The 19,396-nt window shown below is 65.3% G+C and carries 22 protein-coding genes; 7 read left to right on the forward strand and 15 right to left on the reverse strand.

All coding sequences use genetic code 11. The features are described 5' to 3' along the window. The 10 genes from ribH to BRAD285_RS18655 all read right to left on the reverse strand — a co-directional run bounded on the left by ribH (position 1) and on the right by BRAD285_RS18655 (position 7,041). Positions 1-492 carry a 6,7-dimethyl-8-ribityllumazine synthase gene (gene ribH, locus BRAD285_RS18610; RefSeq protein ID WP_006612776.1) on the reverse strand — a complete coding sequence of 164 codons (492 nt, stop codon included), beginning with the start codon at positions 490-492 and terminating at the stop codon, positions 1-3. A 221-nt stretch (positions 493-713) separates the two neighbouring features. Next, positions 714-1,322 (reverse strand): riboflavin synthase, encoded by a 609-nt coding sequence (locus BRAD285_RS18615; protein WP_006612775.1) that lies wholly within the window; start codon positions 1,320-1,322, stop codon positions 714-716. Then, positions 1,322-2,473, reverse strand: coding sequence for a bifunctional diaminohydroxyphosphoribosylaminopyrimidine deaminase/5-amino-6-(5-phosphoribosylamino)uracil reductase RibD (ribD, locus tag BRAD285_RS18620; protein WP_006612774.1), 1,152 nt, complete (start codon positions 2,471-2,473; stop codon positions 1,322-1,324). Before ribD ends, BRAD285_RS18615 begins: the two co-directional genes overlap by 1 nt. After that, positions 2,470-2,955, reverse strand: coding sequence for a transcriptional regulator NrdR (nrdR, locus tag BRAD285_RS18625; RefSeq protein WP_006612773.1), 486 nt, complete (start codon positions 2,953-2,955; stop codon positions 2,470-2,472). The genes ribD and nrdR overlap by 4 nt, the downstream gene beginning before the upstream one ends. A 13-nt stretch (positions 2,956-2,968) precedes the next feature. Then, complete coding sequence (glyA, locus tag BRAD285_RS18630) at positions 2,969-4,270, reverse strand: serine hydroxymethyltransferase (protein ID WP_006612772.1); 1,302 nt, start codon at positions 4,268-4,270, stop codon at positions 2,969-2,971. A gap of 203 nt (positions 4,271-4,473) precedes the next feature. Beyond that, complete coding sequence (locus BRAD285_RS18635; protein ID WP_371507201.1) at positions 4,474-4,956, reverse strand: hypothetical protein; 483 nt, start codon at positions 4,954-4,956, stop codon at positions 4,474-4,476. Between the two features lie 75 nt (positions 4,957-5,031). Further along, positions 5,032-5,253 (reverse strand): hypothetical protein, encoded by a 222-nt coding sequence (locus BRAD285_RS18640; RefSeq protein ID WP_006612770.1) that lies wholly within the window; start codon positions 5,251-5,253, stop codon positions 5,032-5,034. An 18-nt stretch (positions 5,254-5,271) separates the two neighbouring features. Beyond that, the gene (locus BRAD285_RS18645; protein ID WP_006612769.1) at positions 5,272-5,496 is read right to left on the reverse strand and encodes a hypothetical protein; all 225 of its coding nucleotides are present in this window, start codon (positions 5,494-5,496) and stop codon (positions 5,272-5,274) included. A gap of 203 nt (positions 5,497-5,699) precedes the next feature. Further along, on the reverse strand, positions 5,700-6,212 hold the full coding sequence (gene ldtR, locus BRAD285_RS18650; RefSeq protein ID WP_006612768.1) for a transcriptional regulator LdtR: 513 nt from the start codon (positions 6,210-6,212) through the stop codon (positions 5,700-5,702). A 361-nt stretch (positions 6,213-6,573) separates the two neighbouring features. Then, the gene (locus tag BRAD285_RS18655) at positions 6,574-7,041 is read right to left on the reverse strand and encodes a DUF6163 family protein (protein WP_006612767.1); all 468 of its coding nucleotides are present in this window, start codon (positions 7,039-7,041) and stop codon (positions 6,574-6,576) included. 268 nt (positions 7,042-7,309) lie between these two features. On the opposite strand from BRAD285_RS18655, the gene hemB reads away from it, so the two are divergent. The 3 genes from hemB (at position 7,310) to BRAD285_RS18670 (ending at position 9,980) form a co-directional block, all read left to right on the forward strand. Next, positions 7,310-8,371 (forward strand): porphobilinogen synthase, encoded by a 1,062-nt coding sequence (hemB, locus tag BRAD285_RS18660; protein ID WP_006612766.1) that lies wholly within the window; start codon positions 7,310-7,312, stop codon positions 8,369-8,371. Between the two features lie 165 nt (positions 8,372-8,536). After that, on the forward strand, positions 8,537-9,085 hold the full coding sequence (locus tag BRAD285_RS18665) for an RDD family protein (protein WP_006612765.1): 549 nt from the start codon (positions 8,537-8,539) through the stop codon (positions 9,083-9,085). 118 nt (positions 9,086-9,203) lie between these two features. Beyond that, positions 9,204-9,980, forward strand: a complete 777-nt coding sequence (locus BRAD285_RS18670) for an arginyltransferase (RefSeq protein WP_006612764.1) — start codon at positions 9,204-9,206, stop codon at positions 9,978-9,980. Between the two features lie 68 nt (positions 9,981-10,048). On the opposite strand, the gene BRAD285_RS18675 is transcribed toward BRAD285_RS18670, so the two are convergent. Next, positions 10,049-11,428 (reverse strand): Nramp family divalent metal transporter, encoded by a 1,380-nt coding sequence (locus tag BRAD285_RS18675; protein WP_006612763.1) that lies wholly within the window; start codon positions 11,426-11,428, stop codon positions 10,049-10,051. Positions 11,429-11,618: 190 nt separating this feature from the next. Here BRAD285_RS18675 and BRAD285_RS18680 point away from each other — a divergent pair, with 190 nt between their 5' ends. Beyond that, the gene (locus tag BRAD285_RS18680; RefSeq protein WP_006612762.1) at positions 11,619-12,410 is read left to right on the forward strand and encodes a class I SAM-dependent methyltransferase; all 792 of its coding nucleotides are present in this window, start codon (positions 11,619-11,621) and stop codon (positions 12,408-12,410) included. Between the two features lie 90 nt (positions 12,411-12,500). After that, the gene (locus BRAD285_RS18685; RefSeq protein WP_006612761.1) at positions 12,501-13,727 is read left to right on the forward strand and encodes an MFS transporter; all 1,227 of its coding nucleotides are present in this window, start codon (positions 12,501-12,503) and stop codon (positions 13,725-13,727) included. Here BRAD285_RS18685 and BRAD285_RS18690 read toward each other — a convergent pair. From BRAD285_RS18690 to dmeF, 4 genes are all read right to left on the reverse strand, one after another. After that, positions 13,724-14,158, reverse strand: a complete 435-nt coding sequence (locus BRAD285_RS18690) for a universal stress protein (RefSeq protein WP_006612760.1) — start codon at positions 14,156-14,158, stop codon at positions 13,724-13,726. The two genes, BRAD285_RS18685 and BRAD285_RS18690, sit on opposite strands and share 4 nt — an antisense overlap. A gap of 90 nt (positions 14,159-14,248) precedes the next feature. Further along, positions 14,249-15,508: an adenylate/guanylate cyclase domain-containing protein gene (locus tag BRAD285_RS18695; RefSeq protein WP_006612759.1), complete on the reverse strand. Its 1,260-nt coding sequence runs from the start codon at positions 15,506-15,508 to the stop codon at positions 14,249-14,251. A gap of 41 nt (positions 15,509-15,549) precedes the next feature. After that, positions 15,550-15,954: an arsenate reductase (glutaredoxin) gene (gene arsC, locus BRAD285_RS18700; protein WP_006612758.1), complete on the reverse strand. Its 405-nt coding sequence runs from the start codon at positions 15,952-15,954 to the stop codon at positions 15,550-15,552. Between the two features lie 35 nt (positions 15,955-15,989). Then, positions 15,990-16,979, reverse strand: coding sequence for a CDF family Co(II)/Ni(II) efflux transporter DmeF (gene dmeF / locus BRAD285_RS18705; RefSeq protein ID WP_006612757.1), 990 nt, complete (start codon positions 16,977-16,979; stop codon positions 15,990-15,992). A 198-nt stretch (positions 16,980-17,177) separates the two neighbouring features. Here dmeF and BRAD285_RS18710 point away from each other — a divergent pair, with 198 nt between their 5' ends. Together BRAD285_RS18710 and chrA are read left to right on the forward strand one after the other, a co-directional pair. Further along, on the forward strand, positions 17,178-17,996 hold the full coding sequence (locus tag BRAD285_RS18710) for a sulfurtransferase/chromate resistance protein (RefSeq protein WP_006612756.1): 819 nt from the start codon (positions 17,178-17,180) through the stop codon (positions 17,994-17,996). Beyond that, positions 17,993-19,384, forward strand: a complete 1,392-nt coding sequence (gene chrA, locus BRAD285_RS18715) for a chromate efflux transporter (protein WP_006612755.1) — start codon at positions 17,993-17,995, stop codon at positions 19,382-19,384. The genes BRAD285_RS18710 and chrA overlap by 4 nt, the downstream gene beginning before the upstream one ends. The last annotated feature ends 12 nt before the right edge of the window (positions 19,385-19,396 follow it).

The raw sequence follows: 19,396 nt of genomic DNA on the forward strand, positions 1-19,396 counted from the left end.
TCAGCCTCGCGACAGACGGCGTTTGATGCGCAGTACGGCGAGCGCGGCGCGGGCGGCATCGCCGCCCTTGTTCATCTCGGAGACGCGAGCGCGCGCCCAGGCCTGGTCCTCATTATTGACGGTGAGGATGCCGTTGCCGAGCGGCAGGCCGCGGGCGACCGACAGGTCCATCAGCGCGCGGGAGGATTCCTGCGACACGATCTCGAAATGGATGGTGTCGCCGCGGATCACACAGCCGAGCGCGATGGCGAGATCGTAAGGCTTGCCGGTCTTCGCGGCCGCATCCAGCGCGATGGCGATCGTCGCCGGGATCTCCAGCGAGCCGGTGACGGTGAGGATGTCATAGCTCACGCCAGCCGCCTTCAGCTCGGCGATCGCGCCCTCCAGCATTGCGTCCTGAATGTCGTCGTAGAAGCGGGCTTCCACGATCAGCGCGCGAGCGCCGGTGATGTCGGTCTGGTCTTTCAGCGGCGCGCGCCGTGCGTCTGCCATCAATGTAATCCGTTTTTATAAGGTGCCTCACCCTGAGGAGCGGCCTCTTGGCCTGACCTCGAAGGGCCGAGAACGACTAGGGCCTCATGGTTCGAGACGGCGCCTTCGAAGAGCAACGGTGGCTTCCGGCCTCGCAACTGCTCGGCCTGCTCCGGTGCATGCGCCTCCTCACCATGAGGAGTTGGGCCGGCGTTTTAGGCGCCAGCGTCTTTGATTCCAAGCTACTTCATTTCCGTGAGGCGCGCCGCGTAGCGGGCCATCAGGTCGACCTCGATATTGACCTCGCTGCCCTCCTGCCAGGATGACAGCGTGGTCACGCTCAGCGTATGCGGAATGATCAGGACCGAGAAGGTCAGCTCGTCCACGGTGTTGACCGTGAGCGAGACGCCATCGAGGGTGATCGAGCCCTTGGTGGCGATGAAGCGGGCGAGCTCGCGGGTGGTCTTGAACACGAACCGCGCCATGTCAGGCAGGTTCTCACGGCTGACGATGGTCGCGATCCCGTCGACATGGCCGGAGACGATATGGCCACCGAGCTCGTCACCGATCTTCAGCGCGCGCTCCAGATTGAGCTTGGTGCCGACTCGCCAATGCTTGGCGGTCGTCAGCGCCAAGGTCTCCGCGGCGGCATCGACTTCGAACCAGGTCTTCCCGTCAGCTGTGCCCGACTGCACAACGGTGAGGCAGACGCCGTTGTTGGCGATCGATGCGCCATCGGCGATCGTCGACTGGTCATAGCCGCAGGCGATGCGCAGCCGGTGCAGCTTGCCTTCGGTCCGCGGCGTCAGGCTGACGATCTCGCCGATGTCGGTGACGATGCCGGTGAACATTACGCGCGCTCGTAAATCGTGAGGATGTCGGGATCGAGCGTTTCGCTAGCACGAACGCGATAGGCGGGCGACTGCGTGATTGCGGTCAGCGGCAATGCGTCCAGCGCAGCAATCCCGTCGGCGCCGATCTCGCCGGGGCCGCGCAAGAGCCAGATTTCATCGACCAGGCCGCTTTGCATGAAAGATGATGCTACGCGGCTGCCGCCTTCGATCATCAGGCGCGTGATGCCCTTCTCGGCGAGCGCCTTGAGCACGGCGGGCGGCTCCAGCGCCGAGGGCTCGGCCTGCGGCGGTACACGGATCACCTGGGCACCGGCAGCACCGAGCTTCGTCGCCGCCGCGGGCTCCGCAAGCGCAGACGCGACCATCCAGAGCGGCGTAGTTCGCGCCGATTGCACCAGGCGGCTGGTCATGGGCAGCCGCAGCATCGGATCCAGCACGACGCGCACCGGCGAGCGGGCCTCCATGCCCGGCAGCCGGCAGGTCAGCAGCGGATCATCGGCGATGGCGGTGCGGACGCCGATGAGGATCGCGTCGCTCTGGGCCCGCAGCAGATGCACGCGCGTCCGCGCGGGCTCGCCGGTGATCGCCACCGGCTTGTTGCCGGCGGCTGCGATCTTGTCGTCGGCGGAGACCGCGAGCTTGAGGATCACATGCGGCCGGCCATCGCGGATACGGCGGAAATGCCCGGCATGGTCGCGCTTGGCGTCCGCCGAGCACAGGCCGACCTCGACCTGGATGCCGGCGGTTCGGAGCTTGGCATGGCCCTGCCCCGCAACTTCCGGATTGGGATCCTCGATCGCCGAGACGACCCGGGTAATACCCGAGGCAATGACTGCGTCGACGCAAGGCGGCGACTTGCCGAAATGCGAGCACGGCTCCAGCGTCACATAGAGCGTGGCGCCCTTGGCCGCCTCGCCGGCGCGCCGCAGCGCCTCGGGCTCGGCATGCGGCCGTCCGCCCGGCTGGGTCCAGCCGCGGCCGACGATCACGCCGTCCTTGACGACGACAGCGCCCACCGCCGGGTTCGGCCAGGTGCGTCCCTGCCCGCGACGGCCGAGCGTCAGCGCCAGCTGCATATAGCGGCGATCGGCGTCCTTCTGCGCCTTCAGCTTCTCGCCGACCTGATCGACCAGGACCCGGAAGATCATTTGCGGACCGGCGCCAGCCGCGGGGCTTCGTCCTCGGCCGAGAGCTCGCCGAGCACCGCCTCGAAATCCTTCGCCTCGCGAAAGTTGCGGTAGACCGAAGCGAAGCGGACATAGGCGACGTCGTCGAGATCGCGCAGATGCTCCATCACGATCTCGCCGATCGCCTCCGAGGACACTTCCGACTCACCACCGCTCTCGAGCTCGCGCACGATCGCCGACACCATCTTTTCGACCCGCTCCGGATCGACCGAGCGCTTGCGCAAGGAAATCTGCACCGAGCGCATCAGCTTGTCGCGGTCGAACGGCACGCGGCGGCCGTTGCGCTTGATGACGGTGAGTTCGCGCAGCTGCACCCGCTCGAAGGTCGTGAAGCGGAAATTGCAGGTGACGCAGACCCGCCGCCGCCGGATCACCGAGGAATCCTCGGTGGGGCGGGAGTCCTTCACCTGCGTATCGAGGCTGTTGCAGCTCGGGCAGCGCATGTCGCCTTAAGCCTTACTGATAGATCGGGAACCGGTCGGTCAGCGCCTTCACCTTCTCCTTGACCGCGGCTTCCACCAGCGGCGCGCTGCCATCCGGGCCTTGTGCGATCGCGTTCAGCACCTCGGCGATCAGGCTGCCGACCTGCTGGAATTCGGCGACGCCAAAACCACGGGTGGTCGCCGCAGGCGTGCCGAGACGCAGGCCCGAAGTGACGAACGGCTTCTCGGGGTCGAACGGAATGCCGTTCTTGTTGCAGGTGATGCCGGCCCGGACCAGCGCCTTCTCCGAGACGTTGCCCTTCAGCCCCTTCGGCCGCAGGTCCACCAGCATGAGGTGGTTGTCGGTGCCGCCGGAGACGATGTCGAAGCCCTGCGCACGCAGCGATTCCGCCAGCGCCTTCGCATTCTCGACGATGTTCTTCGCGTAAGTCTTGAACTCCGGCCGCAGCGCCTCTGCGAACGCCACCGCCTTGGCTGCGATCACGTGCATCAACGGGCCGCCCTGCAGGCCAGGGAAGATCGCCGAGTTGAACTTCTTGGTGAACTGCTCGTCATTCCAAAGCATCAGACCGCCGCGCGGACCTCGCAGCGACTTGTGGGTCGTCGTGGTGGTGATGTGGGCATACGGCACCGGCGAAGCATGCACCCCACCCGCGACTAGGCCCGCGAAGTGGGCCATGTCGACCAGCAGGTAGGCGCCGACGCTGTCCGCGATCTCGCGGAAGCGCTTGAAGTCCCACGGGCGCGAATAGGCGCTGCCGCCGGCGATGATCAGCTTCGGCTTGACCTCTTCGGCCTGCTTGGCCACCGCGTCCATGTCGATCAGGTGGTCGTCGCGGCGGACGGTGTAATGCGCGGCCTTGAACCACTTGCCGGACATGTTGACCGGCGAACCGTGGGTCAGATGGCCGCCCGCGGCGAGGTCGAGGCCCATGAAGGTGTCGCCGGGCTGCAAGAGCGCCAGGAACACGGCTTGGTTCATCTGGCTGCCGGAGTTCGGCTGGACGTTGGCGAAATTGGCGCCGAACAGCTTCTTGGCGCGGTCGATCGCGAGGTTCTCGGCGACATCGACCCATTCGCAGCCGCCATAATAGCGCGCGCCCGGATAGCCCTCGGCGTACTTGTTGGTCATTACCGACCCCTGGGCCTCCAGGACCGCCCGGCTGACGATGTTTTCGGACGCGATCAGCTCGATTTCGTGCCGTTGCCGACCGAGTTCACCCTTGATGGCGGCGGCGATCTCGGGATCGGCCTCGGCCAGGCTGGCGGAGAAGAAGGAATCGACGGCGGATGCGGGCTTGGCGGAAGCGGTCATCGGCGTAATATCTCCACGTCCGCAAGACCTTAGGCGGTCTGCGGTCGGTTCAGTGAAGGCGGTCGGAAAAGACCCCTGCCCTTACCATACGGGCGGCGACAGGCCAAGGGACACGGGAAGGGACAGGCAAGCCGTTGAGGGTCGGTCCAAATCTTTATGCCAGATATGGTGGACGCGTGGCAGGCGGAAGACCCGCCGGCCCCTCAGGCGCCGCCGCAGGTATGCGGGTCGTCCGGCATGGTCCAGGCTTCGTTGGTCCTCAGATTGGTGGTCTCGTAGACCCGGCCGCGGTCGTCGCCCGGTGGACAGTCCTTCGGAATCGACACGAGACATATCCGGACGCGATCGCCGACGTTGGAATGCGCCAGTGCCGCGCTCCACTCGTACGATACCTGCGTGGTCTTGTTGGTGTACTGCACGAAGCTGCCGCCGTCCTTGGCGGGCTTCGGCTGCCGGGCCGGCAGCCTGTCGTTCATGCGGGTCGAGATCGACGCGATGGTCCTCTCCGCGCATTCTCCGACCTTGCTCGGATTATCCACCATAACCGGCGCAGCGGCGGCGACGGGCGTTGCCACATCGGTCGCCGGCGTCTCATTCTGCGAGCAGGTCGCGATCATGAGCAGCGGCACAAATGCCACGCGAGACAGCCCAAATACATCGCCCCCCAAACAAAAAACAACCTGCATGAAACCGGATGGTCTCATACAGGTTGTCGGTATCATGAGGCAAGCGCGTGGCGCGAGCAACGCGCGAGGGTCGCATCAAAGTCCGGTGTAGCCCGCCTTCACCGGATCGACGCGACCATCGAGCTGGCGCAGATAGGTCAGGCCGCACACTGTAAGACGATGCGGATCGCGCTCGCCAGCTTCGAAAAGCGTCTGTATGTAGGCGCTGACCTTCCGGCGCGCCTCCTCGCTGGCCGCAGCGGTGCGGTTCGCCAGCAGGTCGTACGTATGCATGATGCGATCGATGGCGGCTTCCATATCATCCCCTCTTGATGGTCAGGCCGCGTAGGCCATCTCGAACATCGAGATCGCCTTGTTCGCGAGCCTGAGCTTGTTGAATTCTCCGCGGTGGATCAGCTGCACGATGATGTCGACGAGCCGCTCATCGGGCGTGATCGTCTCCGGCAAGACGCCGGACATGCGCAAATAGTTGGCGGCGATCGCATAGGCGTCGGCCACCAACTCCACGTTCATGACCTGCATTCCGCGATCGTGCAGCATTGTCCGACCTCCGGCCGAGATAAGCCTCGAAGGCGCGATTGGTTCCAGTTCGCAACGAAACTTTCTCGCAATGGCGAAGAACGACCGCGAACAAAGAAAAGCGCCGGCACCGCAAGGCGCCGACGCAAGCTGAAACTCATAGGTTGTCCGGTCTTACGTCTCCGCGAGCAGAGGCCGGATCAACTGAGACGATGTGAGCGCGATCAGAGGCGATACAGGATCTGGTCGGTCCAGAACCGCTCGAGGCGGTGCAGCGACTTGTTGAGCGTGGAGAACTCCTCGCTCGAAATGCCGCCGACCTGCTCCACGGTCTTGACGTGCTTCTGATACAGCGCATCGACGATGCGGCGGATCTCCTGGCCCTGCGGCGTCAGGCGGATGCGGACCGAGCGGCGATCGACGCGCGAGCGCTGGTGATCGAGGAAGCCGAGCTCGACCAGCTTCTTCAAGTTGTAGGAGACGTTGGAGCCGAGATAGTAGCCGCGCGTGCGCAGCTCGCCCGCGGTCAGCTCCTTGTCGCCGATGTTATAGAGCAGCAGCGCCTGGACCGAGTTGATGTCGGAACGACCGCGGCGGTCGAACTCGTCCTTGATGACGTCGAGCAGACGGCGATGCAGCCGCTCCACCAGAGTCAGGGCTTCCAGATAGAGCGACTGGACGGTGCCGCCCTGGCCCGGCGCAGCAGTCTCCACGGCCGTCGCAACGGCTTTCATCATGACACTTCCCCTGTCGTCGTTTTTGTCGACTTATTCGACGAAACTTTTGTCCCGTCTGATAGAGCGAACTTAAGGGGCGTGCTTTGAAGATCGCCTTAAATAAGAGCATAAAGAGAGAATGAATCGCGGAGAGTGAATCGTCTTTTAATTCAGTAATTACAGAGGGTTTCGCAAGAGTCCGTTGACGGTCGAGGAGCCATGTTCGCGCTTCGTTTCACCCACCTGTCGCATTCCAAAACACGCCTGGGTAGCGCTGCTAAGGTCTCTGTAACAGCTGTGGCAACCGCTCTTAAGGTGTTCGAAACATTACTTGCATCGCGCGGAAAAGATTGACGGCGTGCAACGAGTTCCCTGCACCAACCTACGGTGGCCGCTCTCGCGCCGACATCCAGGCCAGCACGAGGTAGGCGGCCAGCATGACCGCCTCGCCGGCGACGACCAGCAGGTTGCCGCCATAGATGCCCGGGAACATCAGCTCGATCACCGCCATCGACACGACCGTGGTCAGCCACACCACCGCGCCCCATGGCGTCGCAAGCCACAGGCCGACGGCGGCGACGAGCTCGATCACGGCGAAATAGACCGTCGCGGCCTGCCAGGCCATCGCCTGGTTCTCGAACGCGTCATCCTCGCCGCCGATGAAACCGGTGACCTGAGCCCAGTGATAGAGCCCCTTCGCGATCGACAGCATCGCCATGACGCGCAGGAACAGCACCAGCCGGCGGGTCCAGACATTGTCGTCGCCCTCCCGCCGGTCGGATGACATGGCGGCAATCGACATCGCGGCGTTGTCGCGCGCCAGATCCCGCGCCGAGGGAATCTCAGGCATGGCAGCTCGCGCGGGTCTGGCTCGTCATCGTCGGCAACATCGGGGCTCTCAAGACCAGGAGGATGGCGATTCTTGGCCGGGAATCTCGGCTGGGCTCGCTGGCCAGATTCTTGGCCGGGCGGCACCGTGAAACCAACCGCGGCGGAAATCAACCCGGGCCGCTTGCGTCAGGTCAAGTGACGCGCGACGGGCAAGGTGCTACAGATTGTTGGAATACCAACAAATCAAAACTTCCGGCTCGCCGGCCAGCTCAAGGAGCCAGCACCCCATGGCGATCAAATTCGGGCGCCCGATCGATGTGCGCGACGTCGCGCGTAACCCTGCCACGGGAACCCCGCCGGTGCTCGATTTGACCATCCGCCCTCGCCGCAACCGCAAGGCCGAATGGGCGCGCCGCCTTGTCCGGGAGAACGTGCTGACCACCGACGATCTGATCTGGCCGCTGTTCGTGGTCCAGGGCAACCGGACCCGCACGAGCGTCGCCTCGATGCCGGGCGTCGAGCGGTTGAGCGTCGACGAGATCGTCCGCGACGCCGAGCGCGCGGCCAAGCTCGACATACCCTGCATCGCCCTGTTCCCCTACACCGAGCCGTCGCTGCGCGACGAGCACGGCTCCGAGGCCTGCAACCCGGACAATCTGGTCTGCCAGGCGGTCCGCGCGATCAAGAAGGAATTCCCGGAGATCGGCGTGCTCTGCGACGTCGCGCTGGATCCGTTCACCAGCCACGGCCATGACGGGCTGATCCAGGACGGCCGCATCCTCAACGACGAGACCGTCGCGGTGCTGGTCCGCCAAGCTCTCGTGCAGGCCGAAGCCGGCTGCGACATCATCGCGCCGTCGGACATGATGGACGGCCGGGTCGGCGCGATCCGCCAGGCGCTCGATCAGTCGGGTTTCCTCGACGTGCAGATCATGGCCTACGCGGCCAAATATGCCTCCGCCTTCTATGGCCCGTTCCGCGATGCGATCGGCTCGGCCAAGACGCTCAGCGGCGACAAGCGCACCTATCAGATGGACAGCGCCAACACCGACGAGGCGCTGCGCGAGGTCGAGCTCGACATCGCCGAGGGCGCCGACATGGTGATGGTCAAGCCGGGCATGCCCTATCTCGACGTCGTCAGACGCGTGAAGGACACGTTCAGCATGCCGACCTTCGCCTACCAGGTGTCCGGCGAGTACGCGATGATCGCGGCGGCCGCCAACAATGGCTGGATCGACGGCGACCGGGCGATGATGGAAAGCCTGCTCGCCTTCAAGCGTGCCGGCGCCGATGGCGTCCTCACTTATTTCGCGCCGCAAGCCGCCGAGCGGCTGCGTCGGCAGGGGTGAGCCGCCAGCACGTCGTGGCGGCTTTGCCTCGGCCGCGGCATTGCCCGTTCGACCTCAAACGATCGCGAGATCGCCGAAAATTTGCCGTGGGCGTTGCAAGGATCGCCCCTTGCAAGCGCACGCGTTGTTCCCATGTCCTGGTGGCCAATTCGGGAGGGTAATTCGATGGCGTATACGAGCCCCGGCAATGGCGGCGGCTGGTCCAGCGGCGGACCTAGCGTGCGGCCGCATGCCTACGATCCCACCCAGCAGCCGGAGCTGTTTCGCGGCGTACTGACGCGGCGGATGATTGCGTTCCTGATCGATCTGCTGGTGCTGTCGGTCCCGGTGATCCTGGCCGTCATCTTCATCGCGCTGTTCGGCGTGGTCACGCTCGGCCTCGGCTGGGCGCTGTTCTGGCTGGTGTCGCCAGCCTCGGTGATCTGGGCCATCGTCTATTACGGCGCCACCATCGGCGGACCGAACTCGGCCACCATCGGCATGCGCATGATGGATCTGGAGCTGCGCACCTGGTACGGCGCGCCGGGCTATTTTGTGCTCGGTGCCGTGCATGCCGTGTGCTTCTGGATCTCGGTCTCGGTGCTCTCGCCGTTCGCCCTGCTGATCGGATTGTTCAACGGGCGCCGCCGACTGCTGCATGACTATGTACTCGGCACGGTCGTGATCAACACGTCGGTGCGGGCGCAGCTCGGCGAACCCGCCCGCACATGGTGAGCCCCTCAGGTGGCGCATCAAAAGCGATTGACCAGCCGCCTTCGGAGCGCAATTCTGTTCACGATCACCTTCGTAAGTTCGCCTTGCCTAAGTTCGCCCCGGAGGCTGACGACGTTCCTTGACCCAGCATTCGCGTGACACCCCGCAATTCTACCTGACCGCCCCCTCGCCTTGCCCGTATCTGCCCGGGCGGCAGGAGCGCAAGGTGTTCACGCATCTGGTGGGTGACAAGGCGACCGATCTCAACGACCTCCTGACCCATGGCGGCTTCCGCCGCAGCCAGTCGATCGCCTATCGTCCCGCCTGCGACCAGTGCCGCGCCTGCGTCTCGGTGCGTGTGATCGCCAATGAGTTCCGGCCGTCACGAAACTTCCGCAAGGTGCTGGCGCGCAACTCCGATCTGGTCGGAGAGCAGCGCAGCGCGGTGCCAACCTCCGAGCAATATTCGATCTTCCGCGGCTATCTCGACCAGCGGCACCGCCACGGTGGCATGGCCGACATGACGGTGCTGGACTACGCCATGATGGTGGAGGACAGCCATGTCGAGACGCGAATCATCGAGTACCGCAAGCGCAACCTGAGCAATGGTCCAAACGCTCGCGGCGGCGAGCTGATCGCGGTCGCCCTGACCGACGTGCTCAGCGACGGACTGTCGATGGTGTACTCTTTTTTCGACCCGTCGGAGACAACGCGCTCGCTCGGCACGTTCATGATCCTCGACCATATCGCGCGGGCGCGGCGCCAGGGGCTGCCTTACGTTTATCTCGGCTACTGGATCGAGGGCTCGAAGAAGATGGACTATAAGAGCCGCTATCTGCCGCAACAGCGGTTGGCGGCCGCCGGCTGGCTGCGCGTCGACGCCGAGGGCGAGACGGCACCCGAGCCGCAGGAGTGAATTGGGCGACTCGCGAAGAGGCAGTGGCGAGGAGAGCTTCCTGAGTCCCTATTCGTTACTGCCTGTCCTCACCCGGTTGCCAGATCCCACACCAACTTCGCATTCAGCGCGATGATCACGACGGCGATGAGCCCGGCCAGCGCCGTCAACCAGCGCGGCGCCACGAATTGCCCCATCTTGGCCCGGCTCGCGGTGATCAGCACCAGCGGCACGACGGCAAACGGAAGCTGCAGGCTGAGGACGACCTGACTGAGGATCAGAAGCTGGCCGGTCGCCTTTTCGCCAGCCCAGATCGTCACGACGACGGCGGGCACGATGGCGATCATGCGCGTGATCAGGCGGCGCAGCCATGGCGCGATACGCCACTGCAGGAAACCTTCCATCACGATCTGCCCGGACAGCGTCGCAGTGATCGTCGAGTTCAGTCCACAGCACAGCAGCGCGATCGCAAACAGCGTCGGCGCTAGCGTCGATCCGAGCAGCGGTGCCAGGAATGAGTGCGCCTGGTCGAGCTCGGCAATGTCGTGCTGTCCGGTCCGGTGAAAGGTCGCCGCCGCGAGGATCAGGATCGACGCGTTGATGGTGAGCGCCAGGCACAGTGCGATTGTGGAATCGAGGGTCGAGAGCGTGATCGCCTCGCGCTTTTCCTCGGGGCTGTCGCCATAGCCGCGGGTCTGCACCAGCCCGGAATGCAGGTAGAGGTTGTGCGGCATCACGGTCGCGCCGAGAATGCCGAGCGCCAGATAGAGCATCTCGGGATTGGCGATCAGCTGCCCGCTCGGGACGAAGCCCTTGATCACCTGCGCCCAGTCCGGCTGCGCCATCGCGATCTGGATCGCAAAGCACAGCGCGATGACGCCGAGCAGCGCGACCACGAAGGCCTCGATCCAGCGGAAGCCGAACGCTTGCAGCGCAAGGATCAGGAAGACGTCGAGCGCGGTGACACAGACGCCGATCGACAGCGGCAGGCCGAACAGCAGGCTGAGGCCGATCGCGGTGCCGATGACCTCGGCCAGATCGGTCGCGGTGATCGCGATCTCGGCCGACAGCCACAACGGCACCGACACCCAGCGCGGGGTCGAGTCGCGGCAGGCCTGCGCCAAGTCGCGCCCCGTGGCGACACCGAGCCGCGTGCACAGCGACTGGAGCACGATGGCCATCAGGTTGGAGAGCAGCGCGACCGACAGCAGCACGTAGCCGAACTTGGCACCGCCGGCGAGCGAGGTCGCCCAGTTGCCAGGGTCCATATAGCCGACGGCGACCAGATAGCCGGGGCCGAGAAACGCGATCAGCTTCCGCCACAGGGATCCCTTGCCGGAGGTTCGCACCGAGCCGAACATGTCGCCCAGCGATGGCTCGCCGCGCTCGTTGCGCCACCCGTTCATCCGGCGGTCGCTCGGCGGAACCATGGCATGCAGCTGCGAAAGGTCAGTCGATTTTGCGTCCATTGTCTCATCCTGAACGAAACCGACCTTTAATGCAACTTACTTGCAAGAGCAGCCAGCGATGGCGAAGCAGCGCGGACGCTGGAAATATTCCCATACCACTCCATCATCGGAACACGACGCTCATGCGATTCGCGGCTGATCTGGCGCAGCGGCAGCATCGGCCTTCATTGGTCCCCTGACGGAATTCAACATGCTGTCTGCCCAACTCGGTCTCCGGCCCGTTTCGAATGCGCCCATGCCTTGCAAGATCTGTGACGGTCCCGCCAAGCTCTACGGCGTCGTCGACATGAACCGTCCGTGCCAGACCGCGCACGTGCACCAGGCCGCCCTGACCGGCGTGCCGATCTATTACCGCCGCTGCGCCGACTGCGGCTTCCTGTTCACAGACGCATTCGACAACTGGAGCATCGAGCAGTTCAAGACCCACATCTACAACGATGGCTATGAGGCCGTGGATCCAGACTATCGGGTCAAGCGCCCGACCGACAATGCGGCTGCCGTGGCCCGCTTCTGGGCGCCGCATAAGGCCAGCATGCGCGTGCTCGACTTTGGCGGCGGCAACGACGTGTTCTGCACCAGCCTGCGCGCCCATGGCTTTGCCGAAGCTCTCACCTACGATCCGATGGTGCCGGAGCACGCGACGCCTCCCGACGGCAAGTACGACCTCGTGACCTGCTTCGAGACGCTCGAGCACGTACCCGATCCACTGGCCACCATCGGCGCGATGGCGGCCTGCGTCGCCGAACCGGGCGCGGTGTTCTATTCGACATTGACCCAGCCGGACGACTTCGAGAGCCAGGGCATGTCCTGGTGGTACATCGGCCCGCGCAACGGCCACATCTCGATCTACACCAAGCATGCGCTGGCGCTGGCCTGGCACAGGTTCGGTTTCAAGACCGCGCCGCTGAATGCCGGCACGCATCTGGCGCTCCGCACTCTGCCCGAGCAGTGGGGACTCGCTGCGGCGTCCGGCGCGGGCTGAGCGGCGCGCGGCTGGGGCGATCGGAAAGCGGGTGGGCGCGATGCGACCCGCAGTTGATCATGGCAGCATCATCACATTGGGTTGCCCGACATGCTGCCATCCTCTGCCCTGCCCGCCAGCTTCCATCGTCTCGCCTGGTCCAACCTCACGGCGCAATCGGCCGAGCAGATCGCGCTCGCCGCCGCACCGATCGTCGCCGTGCTGGCGCTCGGCGTCGGCGAGGGCGAGACCGGCTTGCTGCAGACGGCGCTGACCGCGCCGTTCGTGCTGTTCGCCATTCCGGCCGGCCTGCTCGCCGATCGCATGCCGCGGCGGCGGTTGATGGCGGCGGCCGAAGCGCTGCGCGCGCTGGCGCTGCTTGCGATCCTCGTCGCTTTTGCGGCCGGTTATCTGACCTTGCCGCTGCTCGCCACGCTGGGCTTCGCCGCGGTGTGCGGCACCGTCGTGTTCAGCGTCGCCGCGCCGGCTCTGGTGCCGAGCCTCGTGTCCCCGACGCAATTGGCCACTGCCAACGCACGGATCGAGCTGGCCCGCACCATCGCCTTCGCGGCCGGGCCTGCTGTCGGCGGCATGCTGGTCGGATGGATCGGCGGCGCGCCAGCCTTCGGTGTCGCGGCGGCGCTGTCGCTGAGCGCGGCGCTGTGCCTCGCCGGCATCGCCGAGCCTGCCCGCGCGCCCGCGCCACGCCGGCATCCGTTCGCCGATATCCGCGAGGGCGCCACCTTCGTGCTGCATCATCCGCTGCTGCGGCCGGTGTTCGTCACGCAATTCATCTTCAACACCGCGCATTTCCTGCTGCTCGCGATCTTCGTGCCCTATGCGGTGCATCGGCTCGGCCTGTCGGCGGGCGGCGTCGGCACGGTGTTGTCGATGTTCGGCGTCGGCATGGTCTGCGGTGCGCTGCTGGCCACGCGCCTCATGCGGCGCTTGCCGTTCGGCACGGTCATCGGATTAGGCCCAGTCACCGGCTTCGCCGCGGCGCTGGTGATGGCACTCACGACCTTCGTTCCCTCCCCACTGCTCGCCGCCCTCAGCTTCTTCCTGCTCGGCGCGGGCCCGATCCTGTGGGTGATCTCGACCACCACCTTGCGGCAAGCCGTGACGCCGGCCGGACTGCTCGGGCGCGTCTCGGCCATTAACATCCTGAGCTACGGCGCCCGCCCGCTGGGCTCGCTGCTCGGGGCCATCATCGGCGGCCATTTCGGTGCCGACGACTGCATTTATGCCGCTGCCGCGATTTTCGGCCTGCAGGCGCTCGTCATCCTCGTCTCACCCGCGGTCACGATCGCAGAGCAACCTGCGCCGCAGCCGGCCTAGCGATAGACCAGGATCGGTACGGTCGAATGCGTCAGCACCTTCAAGGTCTCGCTGCCGAGAATCGCGGAGACGCCGCGCAGCCCATGCGAGGCCATCAACACGAGATCGCAGTCCTCCTTGCGCGCGGTCTCGACGATCGCCTCATATGGCTTGTCGTGCTCGACGCACAGCGTGGCGCAGGCGACGCCGGCCTGCTCCGCGTCTTCCTTCACATGATCGAGATATTTCGCGGTCTGATCGGCCACCAGCGACTTGTATTGCGCGAGTGCCTTGGTGGCGGCGTGGGGATCGACGACCAGCGAATGCAAGGGCGTCGACACCACCAGCGCCGTGACCTTGGCCCCTGTCGTCTTTGCCAGCGCGATGCCGTGCTTGATGGCCGCCTTTGACAGGTCGGAACCATCGGTCGGCAGCAGAATATGTGAGTACATGAGCGTCATCTCCCCGGCAGATGATGCTGGGCAGATCAGGCTGTTCTGGGCATTGACGTGGGTCAAGGGTGCGACATCTCGTCCGCCAACTCATTCTGACGCCAGGTAGTTTTCGTAGGCGCGCGTCGCGGGCTGGCTCGCCGCGATCTCCGGATCGAGCGTGTAGAGATCCTGCGCACGGCCGATGCCGCGCAGCGCGTAGCGGCCGGTCGACACCAGATAGCGGCGTCCCTCATCGTCGAGCCCGGCGCAGAATTCCGAGGACGCCAGCAACTCGCGATCGACCGAGCGGCACATCGACGCGATGCGACTGACCTCGTTCACCGCAGGCCCTACCACGGTGAAATCGAGCCGGTCCTCGCTGCCGATATTGCCGTAGAACACCTCGCCGATGTGCAGGCCGACATAGGCCGTGGTCACGGGCCGCCCCTCCCCACTCCGCCGCGCATTCAGCTTCAGGATGTTCAATCGGAAGCGGTGCTCGGCGCGCAGCGCGGCCTGCCGCGCGGTGGCCATGTCGCCGGTGAAGATCGCCAGCACGCCGTCGCCGATCAGCTTCAGCACGTCGCCGCCGGCCTCGTAGATCGCGTCGATGGACGCCTCCGCATAGTCGTTGAGCAGCGGGATGATCTCGTCCGGCGAGATGCTCTCGGAGATCGCGGTGGAGCTGCGCAGGTCGGAGAACCACAGCACGGCGTTGATGCGCTCGGTGACACCGCGGGAGATCCGGCCGCGCAGCACCTGCTCGGAGGCATCGCGGCCGAGATAAACCCTGCCGAGCGTCCGAACGATGTCGACCTGCTGCGCCGACTTGATCGTGAACGCCAAGAGCGGGATCAGATCGCGCAAGGCGCTGATCTGATCCTCGGTGAAACCGTCATGGCGGCGCGTCAGCCAGTTCGAATAGAAGCAGTCCATCTGCCCGAGCGTGCCGGCCTCACCAAACCGGTGCACGAAGGCGAGGTAGTGCTTATGACCCTGGGCCGAGAGCTCCTCGATGACCGGAAAATCGAGATGCGCCGAGTTCAGCAGGTCGATGCGGAACTCGTCGTCGCCGGTCTCCAGCATGTGATGGAAGACCGAGCGCCGCCAATTCTGCGCGGCCTCCCCCTCGTTGCTGGAGCCATATTCGAAGCTGTCGGGTTCGTTGGTGTCGAGATCGTTCCAGCGGAAGCCGCGTCCTTCGAAAATCGGATGCAGCGTATCGATGATCGCGAGGCTGCGCGACAGTTCGAGGCCGGCCGCGCAGCAACGCTCGCAGAAGCCGCGCAGGATTTCGTTTTCCGGCACGCCGGTGAGGCCCTGCGCGGTGAGCCAATTGATCACTTCGAGACGGGTCGCCGTGTCCATGGGTCAACTCACCAACTTCTCGCAACAGGCGCGACAAAGCGTCAGGCAGGCCGGCTCACCACCTCGCCATCCTCCTTGGTGAACGAGGAGACGGGATGATCGAGCAGATCGAGCACGAGCTCTGACGGGCGGCACAGCCGCGCGCCCTTGCCCGTCACCACAATCGGCCGGTTGATCAGGATGGGGTGCGCGAGCATGGCCTCGATCAACTGGTCGTCGGTCCATTTGGGATCGCCGAGGCCGAGCTCGGCATAGGGCGTCCCCTTCTCACGCAGCACGTCGCGCACCTTGACGCCCATGGCATTGATCAGCGCGACCAGTTGCTCGCGGCTCGGCGGCGTCTTCAGATATTCGATCACATCCGGCTCCTCACCCGAGGCGCGGATCATCGCCAACGTGTTGCGCGACGTGCCGCAGGCAGGATTGTGAAAGATCGTGACAGTCATCCAAACAGATCCCCAACTTCAATCATATCCAGGTCTCAGGCATGCAGGCCGCGCTCGACTTCGACGGTGACGTGGCTCAGGCCGTGCAGGTCCCTCAGGCGCTGCTTGTACATGGCCGGCGCCAGAGGGGAATTAGAGACGATCGAAACGACGACGGCCCGATGTCCTGGTCCGACCTGCCACAGATGCAAGTCCGTCACCCGATCGCCGCCCGCCTCCAGCCGCGCCCGGATCGTCGCCTCCAGCCGCCGGTCGCCGTTGACATCGAGGAGCACCGCGCCGGCATCCCGGATCAGGCCGTAAGCCCAGCTCGCGATGACCGCGCTGCCGATCAGTCCGACCGCGGCGTCCGCCCAGCTCCAGCCGAGATACATGCCAATCAGCAGCGCGCCGATCGCCAGCAGCGATGTCGCCGCATCCGCCAGCACGTGCAGATAGGCCGCGCGCAGATTGTTGTCGTGATGGCCATGGTGATCATGATGATGGTGATCGTGGTCATCGCGGTGGTCGTGGTCGCCGTGATCATCATGATGATGCTCGGCCTGATGAGAATGACCATGATGATGGTGATGCTCCCCGGCCAGCAGCCAGGCGCTGACGAGATTGACGAGCAGGCCGAGAACGGCCACCGCAATCGCCTCGCCATAGGCGATCGGCTCCGGGCTCAGCAGCCGGACCGCGCTCTCATAGGCCACCTGGACGGCGATGATCAGCAGGATGAGTGCGCTGGAGAACGCCGCCAGCTCGCCGAACTTGCCGGTGCCGAAGGTGAAAGAGGGATTGCGGGCGTGACGGCGGGCAAAGAGATAAGCGAGCCCGGCAATGCCGAGCGCGGCCGCGTGCGTGCCCATGTGCCAGCCATCGGCCAGCAGCGCCATCGATCCGAACAGGGATCCGGCGGTGATCTCGCCGGCCATCATCACCAGCGTCAGGCCGACCACGAACCAGGTGCGCCGCTCGTTGCGCTCGTGCTGGGCGCCGAGGAAGACGTGGTCATGCGCCCAATGATCGGCTTGTGATGGCATCGGCCGTTCTCCTCATCAGTCTCGCGGGCCCCGCAGGGCGCGGCACGCACGTTACCATAGGACGACGTAACCACCCTGCACCACGATTGACAGCGCAAACCGGTTCCGCTGTAATGTTCCATATGGGGACATCGCGATCTCCCCACGAGGCGACATGCCCAAGTATCGCGTCCCGTCATTCTCGCACGAGGACGCATCATGTCATCCTTTGCATCGATATCTCCAGACAAGCTCAGCCGCCTGATCGGAACCCCGCAGGGGCCGATCCTGATCGACGTTCGTACCAAGGAGGATTTCGCCGCTGATCCACGGCTCATTCCCGGTGCGATCCGGCACCCTGCGCTGGAAGCCGCGCAATGGAGCGCGGAGTTCAGCGGCCAATCCGTGATCGTCATCTGCCAGCGCGGCGCGAAGCTGTCGCATGGCGCGGCGGCCTGGCTGCGCGTCGCCAAGGCCTCGGCGGAGAATCTCGAGGGCGGCTTCGAGGCCTGGAAAGCGGCGGGCCTGCCGCTCGTTGCGGTCGAAAGACTGCCGCCGCGCGATGCCGACGGGCGAACCGTCTGGGTGACCCGCGCCCGGCCGAAGATCGACCGCATCGCCTGCCCCTGGCTGATCCGCCGCTTCGTCGACCCGCATGCCGTGTTTCTGTACGTCGCGCCATCCGAGGTCATGGCGGTTGCCGAGCGCTTTCAGGCTGCGCCGTTCGACGTCGAGAACACCTTCTGGAGCCATCGTGGTGAGCTCTGCACCTTCGACGTGATGGTCGAAGAATTCGGGCTGACGACCCCTGCCCTGCAGCGCCTTGCTCTCATCGTCCGTGCAGCCGATACTGCCCGGCTCGATCTCTGCCAGGAAGCGCCGGGCCTGCTCGCCGCGTCGCTCGGCCTGTCCCGCATGTACGATGACGATCTCGCCCAACTCGAGGCTGGCCTTGGGCTCTATGATGCGTTCTATCGCTGGTGTCGGGACGCTACGAGCGAATCGCACAACTGGCCGACGAACAAGGTGAAGCCATGACCGAGCTGGTCTCATCGACTGCCCCCTCTGAAGCTGACGCCAGCCATGGCGTCAGCTTCGCCGAGGCCTTCAAGGTCTGGCTGCGCGTGGCGTCGCTGTCGTTCGGCGGACCGGCCGGGCAGATCGCGGTGATGCATCGGATCATCGTCGACGAGAAGCGCTGGGTGTCCGAAAGCCGGTTCCTGCATGCGCTCAATTACTGCATGCTGCTGCCCGGGCCCGAGGCGCAGCAGCTCGCGACCTATATCGGCTGGCTGATGCACCGGACGGCAGGCGGCCTGATGGCCGGCGGCCTGTTCATCCTGCCCGGCATCATCGCGATCATGGCCTTGAGCTGGATCTACGTCGCGTTCGGCCATGTCTGGTTCGTCGAGGCGCTGTTCTTCGGCCTGAAGGCGGCCGTGCTCGCGATCGTGATCCAGGCCGTGGTGCGCATCGGCAGCCGCGCATTGCGCAACAATGTCATGATCGGGCTCGCGGCGGCCGCGTTCATTGCGATCTTCTTCTTCGCGGTGCCCTTCCCGCTGATCATCATCGCCGCCGGCGTGATCGGCTATCTCGGCGCGCGCGCCGGCCGGCCCGAATTCGCCGCGGCGGGTCATGGCTCCAGCGGCAATGGCGATAGCGAAAGCGCCCTCGGCGAAGTGCTGCCCGATCACGCCAAGCCGAACGCGCGTCGCACGCTGCTGACAGCAGCGGTCTGGCTCGCGCTGTGGCTGATTCCGGTCGCCGCGATCGTGGCGGTGACGGGCATCGGCAGCACGTTCAGCCAGATCGCGCTGTTCTTCAGCAAGATGGCGATGGTGACGTTCGGCGGCGCCTATGCGGTGCTCGCCTATGTCGGGCAGCAGGCGGTCGAGCACTTTCATTGGCTGAAACCTGCGGAGATGCTGGACGGGCTCGGCATGGCCGAGACCACGCCGGGCCCGCTGATCATGGTGCTGCAATTCGTCGGATTCGTCGCGGCGTCGCGCGATCCCGGATCGTTCTCACCGCTGATCGCGGGCACGCTCGGCGGCCTGCTCGCGACCTGGGTGACGTTCGCGCCCTGCTTCCTGTGGATCTTCGTCGGCGCGCCGTATATCGAGCGCCTGCGCGGCAACAAGGGTCTCGCCGGCGCGCTCGGCGCGATCACCGCGGCGGTGGTCGGCGTGATCCTCAATCTCTCGATCTGGTTCGCGCTGCATACGCTGTTCCGCCAGACCGTGCCGGTGAGCGGCTTCGGCCTCGACTTCGATGCACCGGTGCTCGGGAGTGTCGACCTGCCGGCCCTGGTGCTGTCACTGGCTGCGGCAGTTGCCATCCTCCGCTTCAAGCTGGGCATGCTGACCGTGCTCGCCGCCTCCTGCGCCGCCGGTGTTCTGCTTAGGCTGGCGGGGGTGAGCTGAGGCATCAGCGGC

This window comes from Bradyrhizobium sp. ORS 285, assembly GCF_900176205.1.
Lineage (GTDB): Bacteria > Pseudomonadota > Alphaproteobacteria > Rhizobiales > Xanthobacteraceae > Bradyrhizobium.

What these genes read in the sequence shown, in the direction of transcription:
- ribH (WP_006612776.1), bottom strand. Translation starts at nt 492, where the DNA reads ATGGCAGACGCACGGCGCGCGCCGCTGAAAGACCAGACCGACATCACC.
- BRAD285_RS18615 (WP_006612775.1), bottom strand. Translation starts at nt 1,322, where the DNA reads ATGTTCACCGGCATCGTCACCGACATCGGCGAGATCGTCAGCCTGACG.
- ribD (WP_006612774.1), bottom strand. Translation starts at nt 2,473, where the DNA reads ATGATCTTCCGGGTCCTGGTCGATCAGGTCGGCGAGAAGCTGAAGGCG.
- nrdR (WP_006612773.1), bottom strand. Translation starts at nt 2,955, where the DNA reads ATGCGCTGCCCGAGCTGCAACAGCCTCGATACGCAGGTGAAGGACTCC.
- glyA (WP_006612772.1), bottom strand. Translation starts at nt 4,270, where the DNA reads ATGACCGCTTCCGCCAAGCCCGCATCCGCCGTCGATTCCTTCTTCTCC.
- BRAD285_RS18635 (WP_371507201.1), bottom strand. Translation starts at nt 4,956, where the DNA reads ATGCAGGTTGTTTTTTGTTTGGGGGGCGATGTATTTGGGCTGTCTCGC.
- BRAD285_RS18640 (WP_006612770.1), bottom strand. Translation starts at nt 5,253, where the DNA reads ATGGAAGCCGCCATCGATCGCATCATGCATACGTACGACCTGCTGGCG.
- BRAD285_RS18645 (WP_006612769.1), bottom strand. Translation starts at nt 5,496, where the DNA reads ATGCTGCACGATCGCGGAATGCAGGTCATGAACGTGGAGTTGGTGGCC.
- ldtR (WP_006612768.1), bottom strand. Translation starts at nt 6,212, where the DNA reads ATGATGAAAGCCGTTGCGACGGCCGTGGAGACTGCTGCGCCGGGCCAG.
- BRAD285_RS18655 (WP_006612767.1), bottom strand. Translation starts at nt 7,041, where the DNA reads ATGCCTGAGATTCCCTCGGCGCGGGATCTGGCGCGCGACAACGCCGCG.
- hemB (WP_006612766.1), top strand. Translation starts at nt 7,310, where the DNA reads ATGGCGATCAAATTCGGGCGCCCGATCGATGTGCGCGACGTCGCGCGT.
- BRAD285_RS18665 (WP_006612765.1), top strand. Translation starts at nt 8,537, where the DNA reads ATGGCGTATACGAGCCCCGGCAATGGCGGCGGCTGGTCCAGCGGCGGA.
- BRAD285_RS18675 (WP_006612763.1), bottom strand. Translation starts at nt 11,428, where the DNA reads ATGGACGCAAAATCGACTGACCTTTCGCAGCTGCATGCCATGGTTCCG.
- BRAD285_RS18680 (WP_006612762.1), top strand. Translation starts at nt 11,619, where the DNA reads ATGCTGTCTGCCCAACTCGGTCTCCGGCCCGTTTCGAATGCGCCCATG.
- BRAD285_RS18685 (WP_006612761.1), top strand. Translation starts at nt 12,501, where the DNA reads ATGCTGCCATCCTCTGCCCTGCCCGCCAGCTTCCATCGTCTCGCCTGG.
- BRAD285_RS18690 (WP_006612760.1), bottom strand. Translation starts at nt 14,158, where the DNA reads ATGTACTCACATATTCTGCTGCCGACCGATGGTTCCGACCTGTCAAAG.
- BRAD285_RS18695 (WP_006612759.1), bottom strand. Translation starts at nt 15,508, where the DNA reads ATGGACACGGCGACCCGTCTCGAAGTGATCAATTGGCTCACCGCGCAG.
- arsC (WP_006612758.1), bottom strand. Translation starts at nt 15,954, where the DNA reads ATGACTGTCACGATCTTTCACAATCCTGCCTGCGGCACGTCGCGCAAC.
- dmeF (WP_006612757.1), bottom strand. Translation starts at nt 16,979, where the DNA reads ATGCCATCACAAGCCGATCATTGGGCGCATGACCACGTCTTCCTCGGC.
- BRAD285_RS18710 (WP_006612756.1), top strand. Translation starts at nt 17,178, where the DNA reads ATGTCATCCTTTGCATCGATATCTCCAGACAAGCTCAGCCGCCTGATC.
- chrA (WP_006612755.1), top strand. Translation starts at nt 17,993, where the DNA reads ATGACCGAGCTGGTCTCATCGACTGCCCCCTCTGAAGCTGACGCCAGC.